This is a genomic window from Verrucomicrobiia bacterium (assembly GCA_035765895.1).
Classification (GTDB): domain Bacteria; phylum Verrucomicrobiota; class Verrucomicrobiia; order Limisphaerales; family DSYF01; genus DSYF01.
Window position 1 is genome coordinate 1 of record DASTWL010000005.1, and the last position, 22,698, is coordinate 22,698.

Sequence of the window (22,698 nt, forward strand, 5' to 3'; positions counted from 1 at the left end):
GACATACATCTTCAGTGAGCTGTCGGGTGCGATGGTCAGGCCGTTTTGGCCGCTGATGCTGACATCGCCTGTGACGATGAAGGTCGCGTAGCCACCCATCACCAACACGTTTGCGTTATTGATGCTCGGAACCTGGTAAACAGCCGGATGGTCCGGGTCAGAGGAACCGTAGAGGATATAGTCGTAGTTGCCCGACGTGGTCGCATAGTTTGTTTGTGTCAAGTCGCTGGAATATGTGTAAGTCGTGATGGGGTAGGTGTAGTTGGTTCCCGTGATCAGATTGTAGTAGTATTTGGTGCCTTTCACCGTGACCGCCCCGACGTAAGTGCCCAAGGCCGGAGGCGTCTTGCTGCTGGTCGCTACCCACAGGACGTTAGTGACCATGCCCGCCGGAATGGGAACGGGAATCACACTTACGGTATTGTAGCTGAGGTTCGTCTGCACCCCTGTTGCGGGAGCCGGGGTGGGATACACATTCGTTGTGACGAGGAGTGTGTTGGAGGTGACGGTATAGGTCGAGTAATCGGTGAATGTGGCCGGACCTGATTGTGGGGTTGCATAGCCGACATTCGGAATCGTGACCGATTCGAAGGTGAAATTCATGTCGTCCGAGAAATAGTCGGGTGCAATTTGACCTTGGTTCATCTGCACCCACCAATAGGGCCCAACCCCGCCATTGGGGCCAACACTCACGGTGCCGCCTGGCCCGACCGAAACGTGGCCGTAGATGTCGGCGTTGCCCACGTTGACTGCGTTTATGATGCTGTCATTGCTGGCCACGTCACCACTATTCCGGATTTTCAAACGGTTGCCGCTCGGATACATGCCGCCGTTGCTGGCGTTCGTCGAGGTGGAATCAAAACTGTCCGTCATCACGTTGTTGCCATTCATGTCGATGGTGTGCTTGGCCACCATGGCCATCATGAACAGGCTGCTCTTGCCGGCGGTAATCTTGACCGCGCGCTGGATGCCGCTGCTGCCTCCAGAACTGATCGTTCCGGCGGTGCTGGCGGCGAAAAACGTGGATTCGGGGCCCTTGGCCAACGAGGGATTGGAAATGTTGGCCACGGCAGAAACCGTTGGCGAAACCATGTTTGCCGCATCAATGGTCACCGTGTAGCCGGTGGTGGGCGTGACGGAGCGCGTCATGCTGTATTTGGTGGATCCGTCCCATTGCCAGCCGTCGGCGGTCAAATTGGTGGGGCTGGTATTCAAATGCTCCATGCCTTCCTCAATGCCGGCTTCCGTCACACCCATCGTGAGGTTCCACACCTGGGAGCGCACGCTGAGGTAATTTTGTTGTCGGGAATGCAGCAAATACCCCGCGATGCTGATCGAGAGGATGGTGCACAAAAACAGGGTTACGAGCAGGGCCATGCCCTTCTCGCCGGATTGGGGGACGCGGGTGATTTTCATAATACGGCTTATGGTTTGTTGCGGAGGACGATTTGTGCGGTTTGAATGTTTTCGCTGTTGGTGACGCCGTTCGGCAGACTGCGCCCGGTCTTCCAGGTCAGGTAAACGACCTTGATCTGATTAACGTTGGTCGTCGGTGTGAAAGTTCCGTCTTGGGCATACGGGCGGCTGCCGACCCCGAACTGGATCAGGCTGCAGTTGTTTAGCAGCACGGTGGAAACGCTGTTTGACGTGCGCAGCAATTGTTTGGTGGAGTTGTTGATTGTATAGAGGACCTCGGCATTGTTGCGGTCCACGAGCCGCAAATAGCTGTTTGCGCTGTTGGTGTAGTCTTTGATCTGCCTTGCGCCCCGGATTTCGCGCGTCAGAGTGTCCACGGCTTCGCGGTTTTGCTGGTCCAGCACCGAGTAGTTGGAGAGGCCCTGAAAGCTGCGGAGGCTGAAGATATAAGCGGTCGCGACAGCGGCGCTGGCGAGTGAGAACACGGCCACCGCAAACACCATCTCCAGCAGGGTCCAGCCCCGCGCTTTTCGCTTAAGCTTAATAAACATACGGTTGGAGGTAGTTCTGCATGCCGTCCTTCGCCACGAAGGTGGAGGCGCTGCGTGTATGGCTGATGCCCTTGCTCGTCCAGTTGAGGGTGACCGTCATCATTCGCATGTTCGTCGAATAAGAGGCGGTAAAGGGCACGCTCGCGATGGTGACCTTGCCCGTATAAACCACTCCAGAACTGCTGGATTGGGGGTCGTATTGCTCCGTGAAGTCTGGATTGAACGTGGCGAGGTTGTCCCAATTGCAGAGGCGGATCATTTCCGTCCGCTGCGACAGAATCTGCGTTGCCCGCTGATTTTCGCGTGCCGTTTGGATGGTGAAAAAGCCGTTGGCGAGGGCGCCCATCAGTCCTCCCATGCAGACGGCAAGAATGGCCACGGAAAAGACCACTTCCGCCAGGGTCATGCCCGCTTCTGATTTGACTATGAGTTTTAGTTTCATTCGGCCGTTAAAACTGCCCCGGTTTGGGCGACCATCACATCGAGACTTGCCGCCGCATTAGAATGCAAAAGCAGGCCGCGTGCCGCCCGTCATCAGCCGCGTTCCGGCCGTGGTTCGTGGAGGTGCGTTTCCAAGGGATTTGCCGGTGTCCCGACACGGTCCAAATGTGTCTCGTTTTGAGCGTATCCTTGCCCGGCAGCCCGCCGTTGAATCTCCTAGACTCCCAGGGGGGATAATCCCGATTCTCAATCATGCGCATCTGCGTTGTGTTCAATCCGGTGGCCAAAGGGGACAAGGCCCGCCGCTTTCGCGCACACTTGGACGACATTGCGCGCGATGCCGTCTTGAAACTGACCCGTAGCGCGGGCGATGCCAAAAAGCTGGCGGCGGAAGCGGTGGCGGAGGGGTTCGACACCGTCGTGGCCGCGGGCGGGGACGGCACGCTTAACGAAGTGCTCAACGGCCTGGGCGCGGTTCCGGACGGTTTTGAGCGGGCGCGGCTGGGCGTTTTGCCGCTGGGGACGGTCAATGTTTTTGCGCGTGAACTCGGGATTCCCACCCGCCTGAATCAGGCGTGGGAACTGATTCTCCGGGGCCGGGAAGCGCGGATTGATTTGCCCAAGGTCGAGTTTATCGAAGCCGGCGTCGGGCAGACACGCTGGTTTGCCCAACTGGCGGGCGCCGGGCTGGACGCGCGGGCCATCGAACTCGTGGACTGGCGCCTCAAGAAAAAGTTCGGCCCGCTCGCCTACGTGTATGCCGGACTGAAGGCGCTGACCGAATCCAAACCCAAGTTGCAGGTGAAAGCCGGTGACGGGGAGTTCACCGGGGAATTAGTTTTGGTGGGTAATGGCCGGCTCTACGGCGGCGATTATCGGCTGTTCCATCCGGCGCAAATGGACGACGGCCGGCTTGATGTCTGCGTTTTTCCCCGGGTCAGCTTTCTGACCCTTTTGAAGTGCGCCGTGCCGTTGCTGGCATTTCACCGGCTCCCCGAAAGCGCCGTGCGGCGATTCCAAGCGGAACGCTTTACCCTGAACGGACCCGTGCCGGGTTCTTTCGAACTGGACGGTGAGTTGGTCGGCAAGCTGCCGGCGACGTTTTCGATTGAGCCGCGCCGGTTGCGTGTCATCGTCCCGTAAGTTGTGCCGGGCGATTTACCGCGAATGCGATCGCTGTGGGCGCGGCGGCGGGGATTGCCCCTGGCCTTCCCGCGGACGTTGAATCTGGCGCAGGGCCCGTCGCAATTGATCCAGTTCCCGCTCGTCCTCAATCTTCTGCCGTTCGACCAGTTCGAGCGTTTCGAGGAGTTCATCAAGTTCCTCCATCACCTTTTTCAAGCTTTCCGTGATGCGATACACATCCTCAATCGCTTCGCCAATGGCTGATGACGCAGGTGCGGGAGCGGGCGGTGGCGGCGGGGGGCGGCTGCCGCGGGGTTCGGGCGGGCGCGCTGGCGGCGGGGGGGAGACGAATTCGGCGATTGGCTGGTCATCGCCTGCGGGCCGATCGTCCTCCTCGATTGTCTCGGGGAGCGGGTTTTCCGGCAGTTCATCGGACGCCGGAAAGGGCGCCTCGCCGGCTGGTTCGACTTCGTGAAAGGGCGTCGCCTCGTCAGCGTCGGTGGCCTCGGGCCCTGCGGCATAGGCTTCAGCGGCGTCAGTCGGCTCAACTGCCATGGGACCTCCCTCTGGTGCGGGCGTCGGCTCTTCGGAACCCTGCCCCGGGCCGCGACGGCGGGGGCGGCCGCGTCCGCCGCGGCTGCCGCGCCGCCGGCGCCGCTTTTGTGGGTCCAAGGCTTCGCCGGTTCCACCGGAACTCGATTGATTCTCGTCAGACATTCGTCCGAACACGTTGCCCGGAAGCCGGTCAAATGCAATGGAAAATGGCAAGGCCGCCGGCGTTGGTTGGGTTTTTCGTTGAACCGCCCGGCGGCGGTTTCGCAAGATGGAAAAACTCATGAGAAACGCGCGATCAATGCGAGTCGGCGGTGGATTATGGACGGCCATTGCCGTGTATGCGGTGGCGGTGCTGCCGGGTGTGGGCCAGCCCGCCGGTTCCGTCCATCTGCCGCCACCTCCTGCCGGTCCTGCGCATCCGAACATCATTCTCATCGTGGCGGATGATTTGGGCTACGGCGACCTCGGATGCTACGGCCAGGAGAAGATTCGGACGCCAAACCTTGACCGGCTGGCCGCCGCCGGCACGCGCTTCACCAGTTTTTATGCGGGCAGCACCGTGTGCGCGCCGTCGCGTTCCTGTTTGATGACGGGGCAACACACCGGCCACACGCGCATCCGGGGCAACGCCAAAGGCGCCACGCTGGCGCCGGATGACGTGACACTGGCGATGGTCCTGCAGGAGGCCGGCTACAAGACCGGCATGATTGGCAAATGGAGCCTGGGTGGGGAAGGCACTCCCGGACAGCCGGGCGCAAAGGGGTTTGATGATTTTGTGGGTTACCTCGACCAGACGCGGGCCCATGATTATTACGCGCCTTATCTGGACCGCTTCGATCACGCAGATGGCGAGCGTCACATCGAGTTTCCGAAGAATTTTTCCGGTGCCAAAGGCATCTACTTTCCCGACGTGTTCAACAAGGCGGCCTTGAATTTCATCCGCATCAACAAGCCTGATCCGTTCAACAAGGAGCGGCCGTTCTTTCTGTATCTGCCCTACACCCTGCCGCACGCGAACAACGAACTGGGCCGTCAGACCGGCAACGGCATGGAAGTGCCGGATGACCAGCCCTATGCCGCTCAGCCGTGGCCGCAGCCGGAAAAAAACAAGGCCGCCATGATCACCCGCCTCGACAAATACGTTGGCGAAATCATGGTCCGCCTCCAGCAATATCACCAGGAATCGAACACGCTGATTTTGTTCACGAGCGACAACGGACCGCACGCGGAAGGCGGCGTGGATCCGGAATTTTTCCACAGCGCCGGACCGTTTCGCGGCCTCAAGCGCGACCTTTATGAAGGCGGCATTCGGGTGCCGCTCATTGCGGTCTGGCCGGGCCGGATTCCAGCCGGGCGCGTCAGCGACGAAACGTGGGCGTTCTGGGACTTGTTTTCCACGCTGGCCGACGTGGCTGGCGCGCGTCTGCCCCAAGCGACTGACGGTCTGTCTTATCTGCCCACGCTTTTGAATCAGACCCAGACCAATCGTCACGAATTCTTCTATTGGGAATTTCACGAACGCGGCTTCAAACAGGCCGTTCGCATGGGCGATTGGAAGGCCGTGCGGCTTACCGCAAACGGCCCGCTGGAACTCTACAACTTGACCCCGGATCCCGGCGAAACCCGGAACGTTGCCGCGGATCATCCCGAAATCATCACGCGGATTGAAGCGTATTTGAAAACGGCCCGGACGGATTCGCCACAATGGCCCATTCAAGCGCGGCCGCCCAAAAAGCAACCAGCCCACGCGAATTGAGTGGCGTTTGTCGGGCCGGGCGCCCGCATGATTTCAGCCGTTTCATTTGTTCCCGCGCTCGACCCCGTGGCCGGCATCCCCTAGATTCCGCGCGCGCCTGCCGCGCGACATGAGTTCAGCCCCCGCACAACCCGGCCCTGCCGACTCCTCGGACCCGTATCTGGTGCTCCGGAACCCCAACGTATTTCGTTACCTCATTGGCCGGTTCATTGCCAACTTCGGCCAGCAAATGTTCGTCGTCGCGCTCGGCTGGGAAGTTTACGAGCGCACGCATTCGCCGTTCGCGCTCGGCCTCGTCGGGCTGACGCAAATCCTGCCCATGTTCCTGTTCACGCTCGCGGCGGGACATCTGGCCGACCATCACAGCCGGAAGCGAATCATCATTTTCACCGCCTCGCTGCTGGCTCTGGCGAACGTGGGTCTCGCCCTTATTTCCGCGTGGCAGGCGCCCGTGCCGTTGATTTACCTCTGCCTGCTCGTGGCCGGTTCGGCGCGGACCTTTATGGGCGCCGCCATCGCCTCGTTCCTGCCGCAACTCGTCGAACGCAACCTGTTCGCGCGCGCCGTGACGTGGAACAGCGGCCTCTTTCAGGCGTCCTGCATCCTGGGGCTTTCGCTGGGCGGCGTTTTAATCAATCTGTTCGGCCACCACGCCTGGCCGATTTACGTGATCAACGCACTGGCGGCGCTTTCGTTTTGCGGGTTTTTGGGTTTTATCCACCTGCGGCCCACGGTGACGAGCCGCGAACCGATGACGCTCAAGAACCTGCTGACCGGGTTCAGTTTCGTTTTTTCGAGCCGGATCATTCTTGGGATCATCACGCTCGACATGTTTGCCGTGCTCCTGGGCGGCGCGACGGCGTTGCTGCCCATTTATGCGAAGGAAATTCTGCACGTCGGCCCGCAGGGGCTGGGTATTTTACAGGCCGCGCTGCCCTTCGGCTCGGTCGTCTGCGCCTTCTATCTCGCTCATCGTCCGCCGCTGCAGAAGGCAGGCCGCGCGTTGCTGTGGGCCGTGGTCTGCTTCGGGCTCGCCACCATCGGCTTTGGCCTGTCGCAATGGTTCTGGCTGTCCCTGGCGATGCTGGTCGCCTGCGGCATGGCCGACAATGTCAGCGTCGTGGTCCGCCACACGCTGGTGCAGACATTGACGCCGGATGAAAAGCGGGGGCGCGTTTCGGCGGTCAACAACCTCTTCATCGGCACGTCGAACGAACTGGGCGAGTTTGAATCGGGTTCCGTCGCGAAGTTGTGCGGCCCGATGCTCGGGTATTCCAATGCCGTCGGCGCGATGATTTCCGTCGTTGCCGGCGGCGTGGGCACCATGATTGTGGTCGGCGTCGTGGCGTGGTTGTGGCCGGAAATCCGCCGTTACGGACGGCTGGATCAGTTCACGAATTAGCGGTGGTTTCAGGCCGTGCGCTGCACCACGGCTTCACGGCAGTCGTGGCTCAGCCGCACCATGGCGCGGGAGCCCAGCAGCACATCCAGCCCGAAGCTGACGACGAACCACACGAGCACGAAACCCGCCAGCGTGTCGGCCGTCAGCAGGCCGGCGACCGCCGCGGCGAACAGGCCGTTGATGAAGCCGATGCCGGGCACGATCAGCGTGACGAGCAACGTGCGGATGCAGGCGCGCGTGGCGTTACGGGCAACCAGCCCGTTCCACAGTCCCGTCCAGCTGAGCGTGTAGCAATCCAGCAAGAACACCACCACCGCCAGCAGTGTCAGGAAGAAAATGCGCGGCTGAAAGTCGCCTTGAGCCGGGTCAACGGCGGCCTGCCACGCCAGCAGCAGGTCGAAGCCGCCGAGCGCCAGGGCCGGCAGAAAGAATCGCTGCCGTAACCCGGCCAGCCACGCCCGCCAGACGGCGGTTTCGCCCACGGGTGTCACCAGCAGCAGTTCCAGCGCACCGCTGTCGCGTTCAACGGTGAACGCGCGGCTGGCGGCCCACCCAACCCACACCTTGAACACGCCGTGCAGCGCATACGCGGCAAATGCCACCCACAGACCGTTCATGCTGCCGGCGTGGACCAGCAGGCCGAGCGTCACGGTGGCGGCCAATGCCAAGCCCCACGCGGTCAGCGGGCCACCCAGCCGTTGGCGCGCCAGCCACACGAGCGAGTCGGAGGTTCGCGCCCGACGCGCGGCTGTTTTGCGGCAGAATGGCTGGGGGCGCTGCGGCGCACGCGGATCCTCGCGCCAGAAAAACGGCAGCCCAATGATCGCGCCGGCGAGGCAGGCCCAGCCGAGCAGATGGCTCGTGCCCAGCGCCGTCGTGTAGGCGGACGAATCCGCGGCGAACACCGCATCCTGTGCGGTCCACAAGGCGAACGCGGGACCGGCGAGCGCGTGCGCCAGCCAGAAGTGGTTCCCTGGGGAATGCGTTTGCGTGAGCAGCAGCGCGGGCAGGGCGCCTGCCGCGCCCAGCACCACGGCCAGCGCGAGGCCAAATGCGCTGCGCCCGTTCGGGGCGAAGACCGAACACAGCAACGTGATGCTCACGGACCAGAAGAGCAGATTGACCAGCGCCACCGTGGTGCGGAGGAATTCACCGGCCGTTACGCCGCCAAGCAGAAGCGCCATGCCCATGACCGGCACGGCGGCGAGCAGGCAATGAATCGCCGGCATCGCCAGGGCCACAAATTTTCCGCCGACGATGTCGTGGCTCCGTGTGTTGGTCAGGAACAGCAGGCCGAGCGTGCCAGCGGATTTTTCCTCCGCCACGCTGTCGGCCAGCAACACCGGCCCAGCGAGCAGGCAGATGCAATAGCTCAGGACGGTTATCGTGCGGAAGAGCGGCGCGCCCAGGCCCTGAGCCGCGCCAAGATTCCAGGTGATCGCAAATACGAGGCAGCTCACCAGCGCGATGACCATGCCCACGCCGGTGCGTAGCCAGTAAAACCAACGGCGGCGGGACAGGATCAGCAGTTCACGGTGGACGATCGGGAGCGCATTCATCCGGCGGCAATCGCTTGCAGGATGCCGATGGCCATGATCGTGCCGAACAAGAGGGAAAGCAACAGGCCGCCGGCGGCCAGCCATGCGCCGACGAGCAGTTGCGTGCGGGCTGCATTCCAGCGACGCCCTTTGCCGAGCACCACCGCCCGAAAGTCTGCAAATGCGAGCAGCGCGGGCACCAGCCCGACCACGGGCACCAGACTGCACCAGCCCAGCATGAAACAACGCATCGAGCGCCGCAGCATTTCCGATTTGGGCATGTCCGTCGCCGGGTTCATGGGGCGGGTGTTGAAGCGGTTTTGGCGTGGTGGCTCCAATGCGCCGTTTGGTGTTTCTCCAAAAGGCGCAGCTCGGCGTTGACGTGCTGCACGTTCGCGGTGTTGGCGGCGACGACCACCAGCAGCAACGCGAGCAGGGCCAGCATCAACACCACAGCCGAGCCGCGGCGGTGATTGGGCGGGGGAATGGTCATGGCGTCATCTCCTTGCCGGGAACGGCGGTGAAGGTGAACAACGGCCGCAGGCGCCCGTGCTTTTCCAGCGGCGCCAATTCGAGTTCCCAACGCCAGCCTGTGACGCTCTCCCGTTCGATGCGTTGCATCGCGGACGTCTGCACCCGGGACAAAACGGTGACCCAGGGTGCGTTGGTGCCGGCGCGCCGCCGGATTTCGCCGGCGGCAAACTGATAGTCCACGGGGCCGGTGCGGGTGGTCAGGCGCACGAGTTTGTTGGTCGGGGACGAGTCCGTTACCACAATGCCGGTGGCGGCGCGGATTTCCGCACGCCAACGTTCGCCGGTCCGAAGTGTCTGCCCGATGTCCTGCGCATTTCGGTTGAGCAGGCGGCTCTGGTCCCACGCCTTGGACACCGTGAAGCTGCCCACGGACATCAACACGCCCAGCACCGCAATGTAAGCGAGACATTCGATGAGCGTGAAGCCGCGGCGCGCCGCGAACGCTGGTTGAGTCAAGATTCTCATGGCCGTTTCACCTCCCGAATGATGCCCGCGCTCAGGCGTTGGGCCGGCCGCCATGCGAGGCGAATCTTGCCCGGCGTGAGGATCAGAAGGGCGTCGCGCGTGGACAGATTGGTCGTTGCCGCGCCCGTGAGCGTGAGGTGATTGGTTCCGGCGGGATAATTGTGCCACGCGCCGGCGGCGAGCAGTTCCAGTTCGCCATCCAGACATTCCATTGCGACCGCGCGTTCGTAGGCCACGCGCATGGCGTGCCGGTCCGCGGTGAACGAATAGGCCAGCGGAATCAGCGCCACGAACAACAGCGCCATCGCCACGAGCATGTCCACTTCCAACATGCCGCGCGGGCGCTTGAATTGATTTCGGGTAATTACCATAACGCCGCCGAGTCAATGAACTGGGTGATCATGCCGAACAATCCGGCGCACACGCAGCCGACCGTCGCGCCGTTGAGGACGACCAGCGCCGTGGAAAAGACATGGGCCGCGGCCTGTTCCTGCTGGAACGCGCGCGCGTCGAGGGCTTCAAACCAGCCGCGAAGCGCGCTGGTGAAGCCGCCCTGCGCGTGCGCGGCATTGGCCAGGCGCCAGCGAAATTCGCCCGCCCCATCGAGCGCGGTGACGGCCTGCGTGAGCGACTCGCCGGCTGCCAGCCGCCGGACGACGTGTTCGGCACGCCGTTGGAAAACGAAGTTGCCTGCGCATTGCGCCGCATAGGGCAACGCCTCGGCCTCCGGCACGCCGGCATCCAGGAGCACGGCGAGAATCGCGGCGAAGTTGCGTTGCATGCGGTGGCGCTTCCACGGCACCAGCCACGCGAGCCCGTCCACCACGGGCCACGCCGCCTGGCGCAGCCACGACGGTGCGCCCGGTCCGATCAGGTAAAGCACGGTGGCAATGCCCAGCAGTCCCAGAAACATTGTTTCAATCCAAACGCCGGTGCGCAGCGCCAGCCCAAGAAAATTCAGCCACGGCGCCGGCGTGTTGTCGCCTGCGATGCCGAGCGCAATTTCCTTCATCTTCGGCAGCACCATGATCAACAGCATCCACATCAGGCTCAGCGCAATCGGCGCCAGACCCAGCACCAGCACGAGGAAATAGTTCAACGCGCTGCGCACGCCCGACCGCGCGTCCTGCAATTGCAGCCGGCAGGCGGGCAGAACCTTGCGGACGTCGCCGATGCGCTCGCCGGCCGCCAGCATGGCGATGACCGGGCGCGGCATGAGCCGGGATTTGGCCAGCGCGGTGGCGAGCCGGTCGCCCTCTTCGACATATGCAGCCGTCAGATGAAACCGCAATCCTGGTGAGCGATCATGCGTTTCCGCCATGGCTACAATGGTCGGCTCCACCGGTTTGCCGTCGCGGACGCACGTTTCCAGCACATGCAGGAACAGCCGGGCCTGTTCCCGCCGTCGTGCGGGCAGCGAGAGGAAAAAATACGCGAGATAGCTGAAGACCAGCACGGGCACCACGAAGAACAGGCCATGCACGAACAGGCTGAGCAACAGCCCGGAAACGTTGGCGAAAGTGTCGGACGGCGGATTCATGGGTTCACATGCCGAGATTGTTCAGCAAGTCGATAAACACCAGATACGACGTGGCAACGAGATAGCCTTGCAGCATGACCACCGAGCCGACGGCCAGCACCGAGACCGGCAGCGCCGCGTAAAGCAAGGTCTCCGAACGCGCGGTGGCGCGGGCGGCGAAGATTTCACCGGCCTGACGAAAACCGGTCCGTATGTCCTCTCCCGCGCTGTCCACCAGCCAGATGAACAGCGGCGGCACATAGCGACTGCCGGCGGCGACGGCCGAAAAGCGCTTCACGCCGGCGGCGATGTTGTTGCGCCATGCCAGGAGTTCGTCGCGCAGGCGGTTGGCGGGCTGAAAATCAGCCAGCAACGCGAGCGCTTCCGGCAGCGGCAATCCGCCGTGCAGCAGGAGTTCCGCGGCGTTCGCCGTCTGTGCCAGCCGGGCCTCGCGAAACGCCGGCAGACGATCCAGCAGGCGCTGCCGCCAGTCCGGCCGCAGCCACAGCAGCAACACGCCGAGCAGCGGCACCGTGAACAGCAGCGGAAACACCCACGAATTTTGCAGCAGCGGCAGCGCCATGCGGGTGGCGGCGGGCAGCGCCCGCCCGCTGCCGAGACCAACCACGGAATCCCACCACGCCGGGAACACGACACGGCTGGTCAATTGCCAGAGCAAAACCGAGAGAAAGAAGGCCGCGATCAACAACAGCACCGGATACACCATCAGCCCCTTCAACCGCGTCCACAGCGCATGCTGACGCTGGTAGTAATCCGCCACCAACGTCAGGATGCCGGGAAGATCGTTGCCTTTGCCGCCGACGATGAGCAGCCGTTGATACAGTTCCGGGAGCCGCCGCCGGCTCAACGCCTCGGGCAGCGGCGCGCCACGGGACAGGTCGTCGGCCAGCAGACCCAGTTCGTCGCGCAATGCACTGCGTTGCATGGTGGCGATGAGCTGGCGCAGGGAACCTTCCAGCGGCAGGCCGTCGCGCAGCATGGCCGCGAGCTGCTGGTTGAAGAAGGCGAATTCGTCCGTGTTCATGGCCCGAAGAGGCGTTGTTGTTCCGCCCGGTTCGTGATGCCGCCGGCAATGAGCTGCTGAACGGCTTCGACGAACGAACATTGTGGCTGCAGGGCGGCAAGATCGTTTTGGCGCAATGCGCGGCGCCCGGCGTCGTTCAGCCGGAGCCATTCCACCAGCGGCACGCGGCCGCGGTAACCCGTGCCGAGGCAGGTTTCGCAGCGCGCCGGCGGGCCGGCGTTCTCGCGGTTGGGCAGGACGGCGCGCGGCCGGACGCCCGTTCCGCCACAGCCTGCACATACACGGCGGATGAGGCGCTGGTTCAAGACGAGTTCCACGGCGCTGGCAATGGCGAAATGATCCCGGCACATCACCAGGAGCCGATCGAAGACGCCGTGGCAGGAGCCGGCGTGCAGCGTGGAAATCACCTGGTGTCCGGTCAGCGCCGCGCGCACGGCGAGGTTGGCCGTTTCGTCGTCGCGAATTTCGCCGATGACCAGCACCTGCGGGTCCTGCCGCAGCAGATGGCGCGCGGCCCGGGCGAAATCGAGCCCGCGGGTTTCGCAGACCTCCGTTTGCATGACGCCCGGGACAATTTGTTCGACCGGGTCCTCAACCGTGATGACATGCCGGCCGCCTTGTTCCACGAGCTGCCGTAAACAAGCGTAAATCGTCGTGGTTTTGCCGCTGCCGGCCGGACCGGTGAGGAGCAGCAGGCCCGCCGGCTGGCGCAGAAACGCCTCCAGTTCCGCCCAGGACTGCTCGGGCAAACCCAGCTCGCCGAGGCTGCGCACCACGCTAGTTTGGAACAGCCGCAGCACGATTTTTTCTCCGGTCACGGTCGGATAGGTGGCAACGCGGACGTCGTTTTGTGTCCGGGCGTCCCGGGCCTCAATGCGGCCGTCCTGCGGGAGCGAATCTTGGTAGGTCTTGAGACGGGCGAGATATTTGATCCGTCCAAACACGCGTTCGGCGACGGGCTCATCCAATCGTGAAGCCGGCGTCAGCACGCCGTCGAGCCGGAAGCCGACGTCCGCGTGCGAACCGCGCATTTGCAGGTGAATGTCGCTGGCGCCCGCCCGCTCGGCGGCGGCGATGAGCTGCTCCAGCAGTGCCGGTGCGGCACTGGCATCGTGCCCGGTGATGGCTTGGGTGTCCATGCGTTGTCCGGCCACGCGGGACGGGTGAATCCGGCGTCGCGTTGGCGGTCTTGAAGATTCGACCGGACGCGCGGCAAAACGTCACGCGAGGACAGCGGCCCGTTCGGCGGACGAGAGTTCGCGCCAATGGCCGGCCGGCAGATCGCCGAGCGTGAACTGGCCGATGCGCACACGGAGCAGGCGCAACGTGGGATGGCCGATGGCCGCGGTCATGCGGCGCACCTGGCGGTTTTTGCCTTCCACGAGTTCGAGGGCAATCCAGCAATCCGGCACACTCTTGCGGATGCGAATGGGCGGAATGCGCGGCGGCATGTTCGGTGGCGGGTCCAGCCGCCACGCGCGACCGGGCAGGGTGCGGCGGCCCTGGATGACGAGGCCCCGGGCGAGTTGCGCGAGGGCGGCGGGCGTGGGGATGCGTTCGACTTGCGCCCAGTATTCGCGTTCGTGCGCATGGCGTGGATGCAGCAGCCGCGTGTTCAGGCCGGGTTCATCAGTGAACAACAACAACCCTTCGCTGTCCGCATCGAGCCGGCCGATGGCATACACGTCCGCGGGGAAATGGAATTCGGCGAGCGGACGGTTGGGTGATCCGTCCGGCGTGAATTGCGAAAGCACGCCGTAGGGCTTGTGAAAGGCCAGCAGCACGCGCCAGTAATACGGCAGCGTGCCCGCCGCGGCGAGCCGATAGCCGGAGAAAGTGGTGGAGGCGCCGCGCCGCCAGGCTTCAAGGCGCTACTTCGACGCGGTAGAAAGCCGGCTGGCCGGAGGCGGGCGCAGGCGCGGTGAATGAGTTGATTGCAGACCAACTGGTGGCGGGCGTCCAGTGAACCAGGTCGCCGCTGGCCAGCACCCGATACGCGCGGCCCGCGACCGTCTGCCAGTCGAGCCGCAAGGCCGGCCCGGGTTGTGGGGTCGTGGTGAGCTGGAGCTTGGACGTCGCGCTCTTTGGATCCGTGCCGGCGATGAACTCCGCGTAGTCGCTCATGCCGTCGCCGTCGGTGTCGGTGGTGCGCGTGCGGCCGGGGCTGACGCTCCCGAATTCCGCCTGCTCCCACGCGTCCGAGATGCCGTTGTTGTTGGTGTCCGTGAAGGTGTAATTGCCGGTGAAGGTCAGGGTGCCGGCCGCGGCCAGGGAGTTCGTTTGCGCCGCGGGCGTGTTGTAGTAGGGCACCGCATTAAACACCACTGAATGCCCGCCGGTTGCAGCGTTGCTGACGACAAGGAACGGCCCGCTGTGCGCCACGCCGTCGAGTGTGTAGCTCGCCTGCCAGAGGTTGTTCGAAACAATGAGCGTGCCGGTGTTGATGTTGCTGACCGTGATGCTCACGTCATCGAGCAGCCAGCCCGGCCGGGGCGCGGAATCCAGCGAGAAGAGGACGTGCGACCAGACGAGGTAAACCACGTTGCCGAGGTAGGGCGTGAGATCGATTTCCTGCTGTTCCCAGCCCCCGGAGGTATCGCCGTATTGCGCGAGCGGAATCACCGGCCCGGCGGAGTTGGTCAGAATGTCCAGCTCGCCGTATTCGATGATGTCGTATTCGCTGCGCGCGGTGAAATCATAGTTGTGCCAGAACTGGAGGGTGGCCTTGTTGCCGCCCACCAGTTCGATGGCCGGCCCCACGAGATAGGTTTCCACGGCCGAAACATTCGCGCCATCCAGCACGCTGCCCCAGCAGTTCGAGGGCGACCATGCGCTGGTTTCGTTGCCGTTGTGCGGCGTGCCCAGCGTCCAGCTTGATTCCGTCAGATCGCTGTCCACGATGCTCCAGTTGGTCTTCGTGGCCGTGGTTTCCATGTTGTCGAAGAACGGTGGCTGCAACGGCTGCAACGTGTGGAAGGTGTAATAGCTGCCCTGGTTGTTGTCCGTGGTGGCGTTGCCGGCCACGTCGCGGCTGACAACTTGATACGAGTAAACGGTATTCGGCTTGAGGCCGCTCAACGTGACCTCGTGGTTGAATTCCTTGGCGTCGCGATACGCGGTGCGGTTGTTGCCGAGGCCGGGCGAACCTTCCCAGAATTGCACCAGGGCATCGGCGGGTTCGGACGTGTCCCAGCTGACCACGCAGTCCTGGTAATCCGGCGCGGCCGCCACGTTCGTGATGTCGGGCGCAATGGTGTCCACCACCGCCACGGCGGAAACCGTGCTGCCGGCTGAGGCGTCGAAATACGAGGCGTGCAGCGTGTCGCCATCCTGGGCGCGCAACTGACCTGGCCCGGCAGTGTTCGTGGCCGGCACAAGGGTGATGGTGCCGCGGAAAAGGCCGGGCAACGTCGTTTCGGTGAGCGCGACCGGCACCCCGCCGGTTTGTGTGCTGCTGTCGAACGTCACATTCAGCGTGCCGCCGCCGGCAAGATCGGAATCGCCCACCTCGACCGTGACCACGCCGGGCACGGGATAGGCGCTGTTGTCGAGCGCGATGCTGCCCGCGCCGTTCAGGCCGGGCACGAGGAAGTTGAGCATGTTGTGCAGCAAAGTTGTCCGGGTGTTGGGTGCGTTGCCGGTGTCCGGGACGGTGTCGAGCGGGAAGGAAAGAAACACCACGCGGCCCCGGCTGTCCTGACCGGTCCGCGGGAAGCGCACGCCGCAGGGCTGGCTGCTGGCCGCGTCGAGGAAAACCGGCACCGCGTCCGCCGTCGGCGTGATGGTGTCGCTGACGTTGGGGGACTGGCTGATGGTTTGCCAGAAATCCGAATCGTAATTCGAGTAGCTCAGTTCCAGGCTCATGCCGGACGAAATCGCCTCGGCCGGCAGGCCGTCGGCCACATCCACCCCGAGTCCGCCGTTGTCCTCGTCGAAGGTGGCGACGTGCAGGATGTTCGAACGGAATGCCAGCGTGGCGGCGGCCGTGCCCATGCGGGAAAGCAATTCCATGGACGTCAGGCACAAGGCGCCGCCGTTTGTGACGTAGCCGGTCAACAACGTGAATTCATCGCCGGAAAGCCCCTGATAGCCGATGAATCCGCCATAAAGGCTGTCGTTCAGGCGCCACAGCACCGCGCGGTAGCCTTGGAGCGTGGTCAGGGGCGGGTCGCCCAACGTGTTGACGTCCCAGATTTCGTAGGGAACCCCGGTTTGATTCAGCGGATCCGTGTAGGAGCTCTGAGGAATGACCGGGCTGTCGTCGCCGCCGTCGGTGAACGGTGTGTAGGCGTCCACGAACAGCAGGGGCGGCGGCGGCACCACGACAAAGCTGAAATTCGCGCCGCCGTTGTTGTTCGTCGCGGCGTTGCCCGCCGCGTCGGTGGAACTCACGGCAAAATAGTAAGTCGCACCGGCCTGCAAGCCGTGCAGCGCGAGTGAATGCGCGGTGACGAGGTCGAGGTTGGATGCGGCCAGCGTGAGACTTGTGTTGGTGCCGAAGCGGACCAGCGAGGTCGCGGGTTCGTCGGTGGCCCACGAGATGACCACGCTGCCAAATTCATTGGTGGCGGCCACGCTGGTGAGCACCGGCGGATTCAGATCCGCAATGGCCGTGGCGCTGCGGGTTGCTCCCGCGGAAACATCCGCGTAGCTGGCCGTGATGGTGTCGCCATGCGCGATGTGCAACCGGCCATCTGCAATCACCGGAGCCAGCGCGGTGGCCACGCTGCCGGTAAAGATGCCGCTGGTGCCTGCGGGCAGCAGCGTGACGTTGAGCGGCGTCGTCTGGGTGCTGCTCGTCAGGGCGGCGCCCAGGGAAGCCTGTCCGGCGCGATCGGAATCCACGACCGTTACCTGCACCGTTGCAGGCACGGTGTAGGCGTGCCGGTTCAGATAGACCAGCCCGTTGCCCGGAGGCAAAAACGCGGCGGACGTCACGAGTGCGAAATCCTGGTCCACGGCCGCGGTGTCGCGGCGCGCATCCTCCACGATGTGCGGGGCGCGCACGCGAATGACGTATTCGCCCGGCTTGGGCGTGGCGAGGTGCACGCCTTCCACGTTGTTCAGAGGGTCGCTCGCCGTCGCGTTCGGAATGGATTCGCCAGCCGCGAACTGGTTCCCGCGATACACCGTGCCGTCGGGCCCGACAACCTCGAGGTCCAGGTCGTTCACCAGCGCCGGAATCGCCGCGGGCAACGCGGGCACGTCGGTGTAGGCGAGCGTGACTTTGAGCGGTTCGCCGCTGTCGCCCACCACGACGCGGCGCTCGAATACGCCGTTGTTGGTGAGCAACACAGTCTGGTCCACGAAGTCGTAGCCGCGGGGCGCGCCGATGAGTTCGGTCAAATCAATGCGGCCCCAGCCCTCGTCGTTGTTGGGCACCGGCTCCGTGCCGAAACTGTCATCCATGTCCACGGCGGAATTGATCAACGCGGCCTTCACCAGGGCGGGCGAGGGTGTCTGGCCGAAGTAATTGCTGCGGTAATACTGCACGAACACCGCGGCTGCGCCTGAGGCGTGCGGGCCGGCCTGGCTCGTGCCGCCCTGATACATGTAGTTCTGTGAAATGTCCGCCCAGGCGTTGTTGTCATCGGCATATACGGAGCGCAGCGAGGCGATCCAGGTGCCGGGCGCGACGACGTCCGGCTTGATGCGGCCGTCTTCGCACGGGCCGCGGCTGGAGAAATCCGCCATGGCGTCCTCGCCGTCGGCGTAAATCAGGAAATCAAACCGGTTGTTCTGCGAGGCACCGGTGGCGATGACATTCTTCGCGACCGCCGGACTGCCCACGGTTTGTTCGCCCGGCCCCGCGTTGCCGGCGGAGAACTCGAGAATGTAAGGTTGATCGCCGGCCCTGTTCGTATCCGCATCCCGGACGAGCGCATCGAATTCCATCGCGCTCAGGTCGTAACGCCCCTGCGTATCGTCCCCCCAGCTGTTGGATCCGATGTCCGCGCCGGCGCTCTTGGCGTCGTGCGTGAGCGGCTCGAAGCTCGGGTCCTCATACATGTAATTGCCCAGACCGTCGAAGATGCGCTGGGCGACCAGGCTCGCGCCCGGCGCGACGCCGAGGCCGTAACGGTAGCCGTTTTCGTCCGTTTCACCGGTGGCGGCATTGCCGGCGATGATGCCGGCGACGTGTGTGCCGTGACTGTGTTCGTCCGCCGCATCCGTCAGGGCGCCGTAGTAGAAGAGCGCCTTCACGCGGCCCGCGATGTCGGGATGCATGGCATTGGTGTCGCCGCTGTCGAGGCCGCTGTCCGCCACCGCCACCGTGACGCCGGCGCCGGTGTAGCCGAGTTGCTGCACCACGGCATCCGTGCCGGCGTTGCCATCGTCGCCCGCGACGATTTTGGTGGCGATCTCGTCTTTCAATTTGAAATGCGGCGCCGGCTCTATCCACAGCACGGCCGGCGACGCGGCCAGCGTGGACAATTGGTTGGCCGGAACGGTGCCGCGCAGGATGGTGCCCTGGCGCAGACCGCTTTCGCCGGCGACGCGGCGAAAGCGCCCGCGCGCGGCGGCGACCGCTGCGGGTTGGGCGCGGGGTGCGAGGAGAACGTTCACCTCCAGGTCAATCGCCGGCTGGCCCTTTTGGGCGGCGGTCGAGGCGGCGCGGGCGAGTTGCGCGTGAATTTTATGCTCCGGCTTGTAGGGACCGACCCAACGCACGAAGGGCAGGGCGCGAAGTTGTCCAGGCGGCACCTGGTTCAAGGCGGCCACAAATGCGTCGTCGGGCACGTAAGTCAGCAAGTCCGCGCCCAGAGCTGCGATTTGATCCCGTTGGGCGGGCGTGGGCGCGGCTTCAAATTGGACGAGGAACAAGCCATTCGTGGGCGTGGTGTCGTTGGTGGCTCGCGCGGCGGTTGCCGCCGGCGGCGGGGTGATGATGCGCTCGTTGCGCAGATGGATGGTTTTTTCGGACGGAGCGGCGAAGGCGGAGGTCAGCGTCAACCCAAGGGCGAACGCCAGCCAGACGGCACGACGAAGTGGGACAAACATGACGCTGGCACATTACGCTGTTCCCCGGTGTCAGACAAGTGCATGGGAAATCGCCATCATTGCCTCCCCGGGCTCACCCGCTACACTGCGTGGCACATGATTCGCAACATCATCTTCGACTGGTCGGGCACGTTGGTGGATGACCTGCCCGCCGTGTGGAAGGCGTCCAATTTCGTGCTGACCCAGGCGGGCCGGCCGGAGATGTCGCTGGACGAATTTCGGGCCGAGTTCTGCCTGCCGTTTACGACGTTTTACGACAAACACACCCCGGGCGTGCCGCTGCCGCGGCTGGAGGGCTGGTTTCACGAAAGTTTCCGCGCCGCGCAGGATTCGGTATGCGCGCTGCCGCACGCACAGGAGTTTCTGGAGTTCTGCCGCGCCCGGCAGGTGCGGACGTTTCTGTTGAGCACGGTGCATCCCGATTATTGGGTGATCCAGTCCAGCGTGACCGGCTTTGCGCCGTTCATCGAAACGCCCTACACCGGGGTTTGGGACAAGCGGCAGAAGATTCACGACATCCTGGTGCAGCACGGGCTGAAGGCCGGGGAGACGCTCTTCATCGGCGACATGGAGCACGACATCGAAACGGCGCGGCATGGCGGCATCCATTCGTGCGCGGTCCTGACGGGCTACAACACGCTGGGGCAGTTGCGCCGGGCGCAGCCGGATTTGATTGTCGAGCACTTGCGCGAGCTGCGTGACATTTTGCAGCAAAACGCAATGCATTTGCGGCCGCCGTCCGCCGCGGTCGGTGCGGCTCATCCGCCGGTGGTCACGGTGGGTGGGCTGGTTTTCAACGGCGCCGGGGAGGTGTTGTTGGTGCGCACGCACAAATGGTCGAATCTGTGGGGCATTCCGGGCGGCAAGGTGAAGTGGGGCGAGCCCTGCGAAGACGCGTTGCGGCGCGAACTCAAGGAGGAAACCAATCTCGACCTCACGGACATCCGTTTCGTGCTGGTGCAGGACTGCATTCATTCAACGGAGTTTTACCGCGACGCACATTTCGTGCTGTTGAATTACACGTGCCGGGCTGCGTTGCCGGTGGACGTGGTGTTGAACGACGAAGCGCAGGAGTTTCGCTGGGTGCCGCTGGCCGAGGCGCCGCGCCTGCCGTTGAACCGGCCGACGCAAATCCTCATCCAGGCCGTGCAAGCGAACGGCGCCCAAGCCCAGGCCTGAGCCATGTCCAAAATCTGCCTCACCGATCTCGAAGTGCTCTATCACGTCGGCGTGCCGGATGCCGAACGCGCCACGGCACAGCGCCTGTTGATCACCGTGGAAATGGAATACGACTTTCGCGCTGCGGCGGCGAGTGACCGCCTGGACCAGACGATTGATTATTATGCGGTCGCGCAACGCCTGCTGCGGTTTGGCGAGGGCCGAAGCTGGAAACTGCTGGAGCGGCTGGTAACGGAGATTTGCGACCTGGTGCTGGCGGAGTTCAACGCGGAGCGCGTCAACGTGACAGTGAAGAAATTCATCATCCCGCAGGCCCGCTACGTGAGTGTCCAACTGGCCAAACACCGGGGGCGCGACGACCTGGGCGTTCAGCCCGGCACGCCGCCGATATAGGCCTGCAACTGCTCGATTGCGGCGCGTTGGGCGGAAATGACGGAGTTCACCAGGTCGCCGATGGACACGAGGCCGGCGAGCTGGCCGTTCACCAGCACCGGCAAATGACGCACCCGGTGGTTCGTCATCAGCCGCAGGCATTCCTCCACTGTGTGCCCCGGCGTCACGGAAATGATCCCGCCGGAAATGATTTCGCGCACTTGCGTGGACTTCGAAGACTTGCCCTGAAGCACCACTTTGCGTGTGTAGTCGCGTTCCGAAAGAATGCCAATCAAACGTCCGGCGTCCACGACGGCGAGCGCGCCGATGTTTTTTTCCGCCATCGTTTTGATGGCGTCAAACACCGTCGTCTCGGGCGTCACGCTGTAAACATTGCTGCCCTTGGCCTCAAGGATTTCGCTGATGGTGGTTGTGTCGATCATAGTGCTGCGGGGGTTCTTGTCGCGAACATAGCACTGCCGTGGGACAGCGTCATCCGGAATTTCCTTTCGCCGGAATTTTTTTGCGGGGGCGGAAACCTCACTCTGCGCCGGCCACGGTCTTCGGCCGGTCCACGGTGGCCCCGGCCTGATAGCGCTGCAAGGCCGCCTTGAGTTCCGCGAGCCGCGCCTTGTCGGTGGTCAGCGCGACGGCGCGTTGCTCCTGCGTCACCGCGGCGGCAGCCCGGCCGTTGTCGAACAACGCGCGGGCGTAGGTGTCGAGCACGTCGGCGTTCTGGCCTTTGGACGCGTCCGTTGCTGCCTGGGCGAATTTCAACGCGAGCTTGAGGTTGCGGGTCTTGATGTTGGCATCGGTGAGCAGCGTCCAGGCGATTTCATTCAGCGCATCGGTGTCGTCCGACTCCATCAATTCCAGTTTTCGAGTCAGTTCGTCCACTTTGGCGGCGTCGCCATGTCCGGTCACAGCCCGGTAATAATCCTGCCAGGTTCGCTGGAGGCTGAACTTGTCACGGTAGTCGGCGAACTTGAAGCCCGGCGGCGCAAGCGGGGCGGCTTCCTGTTCAATCCGGGCCAGCTCGGTTGCGGGTTTGCCGGCGGCCACGCTGCGCTGATATTCGCGCATCAGGCTTTGGAACCGGACCGTGCGTCGCAGGTCGGGGAGATTCAATTTTTGTCCCGGCTCGATGCCGCCCAGTTCGCGGTCCAGTGTGGTGAGTTCCGTCGCCAGGGCGTCCAGCTTGGCGGCGTCGTCGCCGCGTGCGGCCAGGGCCGTAAACTCCTGCAGTTTGCGCCGGGCGGTGACGCGTTTTTGGGCGGCAGGATCGTCCACCACCGGGGCCGCCGCCAGTTTGTCGAGCACCTTCTCCAAATCGCCCATCGGATGTCCCAGCCAGGCAACCTTGCCGTCCCGGTCCACGACGAAGGCGGTCGGAATGCCGTTTTGGTTGTAAGCGTCCATGTAGCCCTGTGACGTCTGACGATTGTTGTCCACGGCCACGGTATAGTTCATCTGGTCACCCATCTGGTCCACGAACGGCTTGACGGTGGCGGCGTCCTCGTCGCTCACGCCGACGAAGACCACGCCGCGGTCGGCGAACTTCTTCTGCAGCTCCGTCAAATGCGGAATGCTGACGCGACAGGGCCCGCACCACGTCGCCCAAAATTCCACCACCACAATCTTCCGGCCTTTGGCCTCGGCCAGGTCCACCGGCTTGCCCTTGACCCAGGTCGCGATGTTGAGCGGCGCCGCGGGATCACCAATCTGGGCCGCCGGCAACGTTGCGACGCCGGTCCAAAGGGCCAGCCCGATCCCTGAAGCGAGCAGAGTTTTCATAAAT

Annotated in this window: 21 protein-coding genes; 5 read left to right on the forward strand and 16 right to left on the reverse strand. The window is 63.8% G+C overall.

Translation table 11 applies throughout. The features are described from left to right. From VFV96_00675 to VFV96_00685, 3 genes are all read right to left on the reverse strand, one after another. A partial coding sequence (locus VFV96_00675) for a hypothetical protein (protein ID HEU5068910.1) occupies positions 1-1,416 on the reverse strand: 1,416 nt, incomplete at its 3' end. Positions 1,417-1,424: 8 nt separating this feature from the next. Continuing rightward, positions 1,425-1,967, reverse strand: a complete 543-nt coding sequence (locus VFV96_00680; protein HEU5068911.1) for a type II secretion system protein — start codon at positions 1,965-1,967, stop codon at positions 1,425-1,427. Further along, entirely contained in the window at positions 1,957-2,409 is a 453-nt protein-coding gene (locus tag VFV96_00685; GenBank protein ID HEU5068912.1) for a hypothetical protein, read from the reverse strand. The genes VFV96_00680 and VFV96_00685 overlap by 11 nt, the downstream gene beginning before the upstream one ends. Before the next feature lie 251 nt (positions 2,410-2,660). Here VFV96_00685 and VFV96_00690 point away from each other — a divergent pair, with 251 nt between their 5' ends. Further along, the gene (locus VFV96_00690; GenBank protein ID HEU5068913.1) at positions 2,661-3,551 is read left to right on the forward strand and encodes a diacylglycerol kinase family protein; all 891 of its coding nucleotides are present in this window, start codon (positions 2,661-2,663) and stop codon (positions 3,549-3,551) included. Between the two features lie 15 nt (positions 3,552-3,566). Here VFV96_00690 and VFV96_00695 read toward each other — a convergent pair whose 3' ends face one another. Next, positions 3,567-4,088 (reverse strand): hypothetical protein, encoded by a 522-nt coding sequence (locus VFV96_00695; protein HEU5068914.1) that lies wholly within the window; start codon positions 4,086-4,088, stop codon positions 3,567-3,569. Between the two features lie 280 nt (positions 4,089-4,368). On the opposite strand from VFV96_00695, the gene VFV96_00700 reads away from it, so the two are divergent. Both VFV96_00700 and VFV96_00705 read left to right on the forward strand, forming a co-directional pair. Next, on the forward strand, positions 4,369-5,844 hold the full coding sequence (locus VFV96_00700; GenBank protein ID HEU5068915.1) for an arylsulfatase: 1,476 nt from the start codon (positions 4,369-4,371) through the stop codon (positions 5,842-5,844). Between the two features lie 109 nt (positions 5,845-5,953). Next, positions 5,954-7,246, forward strand: a complete 1,293-nt coding sequence (locus VFV96_00705; GenBank protein HEU5068916.1) for an MFS transporter — start codon at positions 5,954-5,956, stop codon at positions 7,244-7,246. Positions 7,247-7,254: 8 nt separating this feature from the next. On the opposite strand, the gene VFV96_00710 is transcribed toward VFV96_00705, so the two are convergent. The 10 genes from VFV96_00710 to VFV96_00755 form a co-directional block, all read right to left on the reverse strand. Further along, positions 7,255-8,805: an ABC transporter permease subunit gene (locus VFV96_00710; protein HEU5068917.1), complete on the reverse strand. Its 1,551-nt coding sequence runs from the start codon at positions 8,803-8,805 to the stop codon at positions 7,255-7,257. Further along, positions 8,802-9,083 carry a hypothetical protein gene (locus VFV96_00715; protein ID HEU5068918.1) on the reverse strand — a complete coding sequence of 94 codons (282 nt, stop codon included), beginning with the start codon at positions 9,081-9,083 and terminating at the stop codon, positions 8,802-8,804. Before VFV96_00715 ends, VFV96_00710 begins: the two co-directional genes overlap by 4 nt. Beyond that, positions 9,080-9,277 carry a hypothetical protein gene (locus VFV96_00720; GenBank protein ID HEU5068919.1) on the reverse strand — a complete coding sequence of 66 codons (198 nt, stop codon included), beginning with the start codon at positions 9,275-9,277 and terminating at the stop codon, positions 9,080-9,082. The genes VFV96_00715 and VFV96_00720 overlap by 4 nt, the downstream gene beginning before the upstream one ends. Then, a complete protein-coding gene (locus VFV96_00725) occupies positions 9,274-9,783 on the reverse strand; it encodes a prepilin-type N-terminal cleavage/methylation domain-containing protein (protein ID HEU5068920.1) in 510 nt (169 codons plus the stop codon). The genes VFV96_00720 and VFV96_00725 overlap by 4 nt, the downstream gene beginning before the upstream one ends. After that, positions 9,780-10,154 (reverse strand): hypothetical protein, encoded by a 375-nt coding sequence (locus VFV96_00730; GenBank protein ID HEU5068921.1) that lies wholly within the window; start codon positions 10,152-10,154, stop codon positions 9,780-9,782. The genes VFV96_00725 and VFV96_00730 overlap by 4 nt, the downstream gene beginning before the upstream one ends. Continuing rightward, complete coding sequence (locus tag VFV96_00735; GenBank protein ID HEU5068922.1) at positions 10,148-11,323, reverse strand: type II secretion system F family protein; 1,176 nt, start codon at positions 11,321-11,323, stop codon at positions 10,148-10,150. The genes VFV96_00730 and VFV96_00735 overlap by 7 nt, the downstream gene beginning before the upstream one ends. A 4-nt stretch (positions 11,324-11,327) precedes the next feature. Further along, the gene (locus tag VFV96_00740) at positions 11,328-12,347 is read right to left on the reverse strand and encodes a type II secretion system F family protein (GenBank protein HEU5068923.1); all 1,020 of its coding nucleotides are present in this window, start codon (positions 12,345-12,347) and stop codon (positions 11,328-11,330) included. Continuing rightward, positions 12,344-13,486: an ATPase, T2SS/T4P/T4SS family gene (locus tag VFV96_00745; protein ID HEU5068924.1), complete on the reverse strand. Its 1,143-nt coding sequence runs from the start codon at positions 13,484-13,486 to the stop codon at positions 12,344-12,346. The genes VFV96_00740 and VFV96_00745 overlap by 4 nt, the downstream gene beginning before the upstream one ends. A gap of 81 nt (positions 13,487-13,567) precedes the next feature. Next, entirely contained in the window at positions 13,568-14,131 is a 564-nt protein-coding gene (locus tag VFV96_00750) for a pseudouridine synthase (protein ID HEU5068925.1), read from the reverse strand. A 79-nt stretch (positions 14,132-14,210) separates the two neighbouring features. Then, positions 14,211-19,349: a S8 family serine peptidase gene (locus VFV96_00755; protein HEU5068926.1), complete on the reverse strand. Its 5,139-nt coding sequence runs from the start codon at positions 19,347-19,349 to the stop codon at positions 14,211-14,213. A 96-nt stretch (positions 19,350-19,445) separates the two neighbouring features. On the opposite strand from VFV96_00755, the gene VFV96_00760 reads away from it, so the two are divergent. Both VFV96_00760 and VFV96_00765 read left to right on the forward strand, forming a co-directional pair. Next, positions 19,446-20,528 carry an NUDIX domain-containing protein gene (locus tag VFV96_00760; GenBank protein HEU5068927.1) on the forward strand — a complete coding sequence of 361 codons (1,083 nt, stop codon included), beginning with the start codon at positions 19,446-19,448 and terminating at the stop codon, positions 20,526-20,528. A 3-nt stretch (positions 20,529-20,531) separates the two neighbouring features. Continuing rightward, entirely contained in the window at positions 20,532-20,921 is a 390-nt protein-coding gene (locus tag VFV96_00765) for a dihydroneopterin aldolase (GenBank protein ID HEU5068928.1), read from the forward strand. Here the strand turns inward: VFV96_00765 and VFV96_00770 are convergent. Together VFV96_00770 and VFV96_00775 are read right to left on the reverse strand one after the other, a co-directional pair. Further along, positions 20,897-21,343, reverse strand: a complete 447-nt coding sequence (locus VFV96_00770; GenBank protein HEU5068929.1) for a CBS domain-containing protein — start codon at positions 21,341-21,343, stop codon at positions 20,897-20,899. The two genes, VFV96_00765 and VFV96_00770, sit on opposite strands and share 25 nt — an antisense overlap. Positions 21,344-21,440: 97 nt before the next feature. Next, positions 21,441-22,694: a TlpA disulfide reductase family protein gene (locus VFV96_00775; protein HEU5068930.1), complete on the reverse strand. Its 1,254-nt coding sequence runs from the start codon at positions 22,692-22,694 to the stop codon at positions 21,441-21,443. Positions 22,695-22,698: the final 4 nt, after the last annotated feature.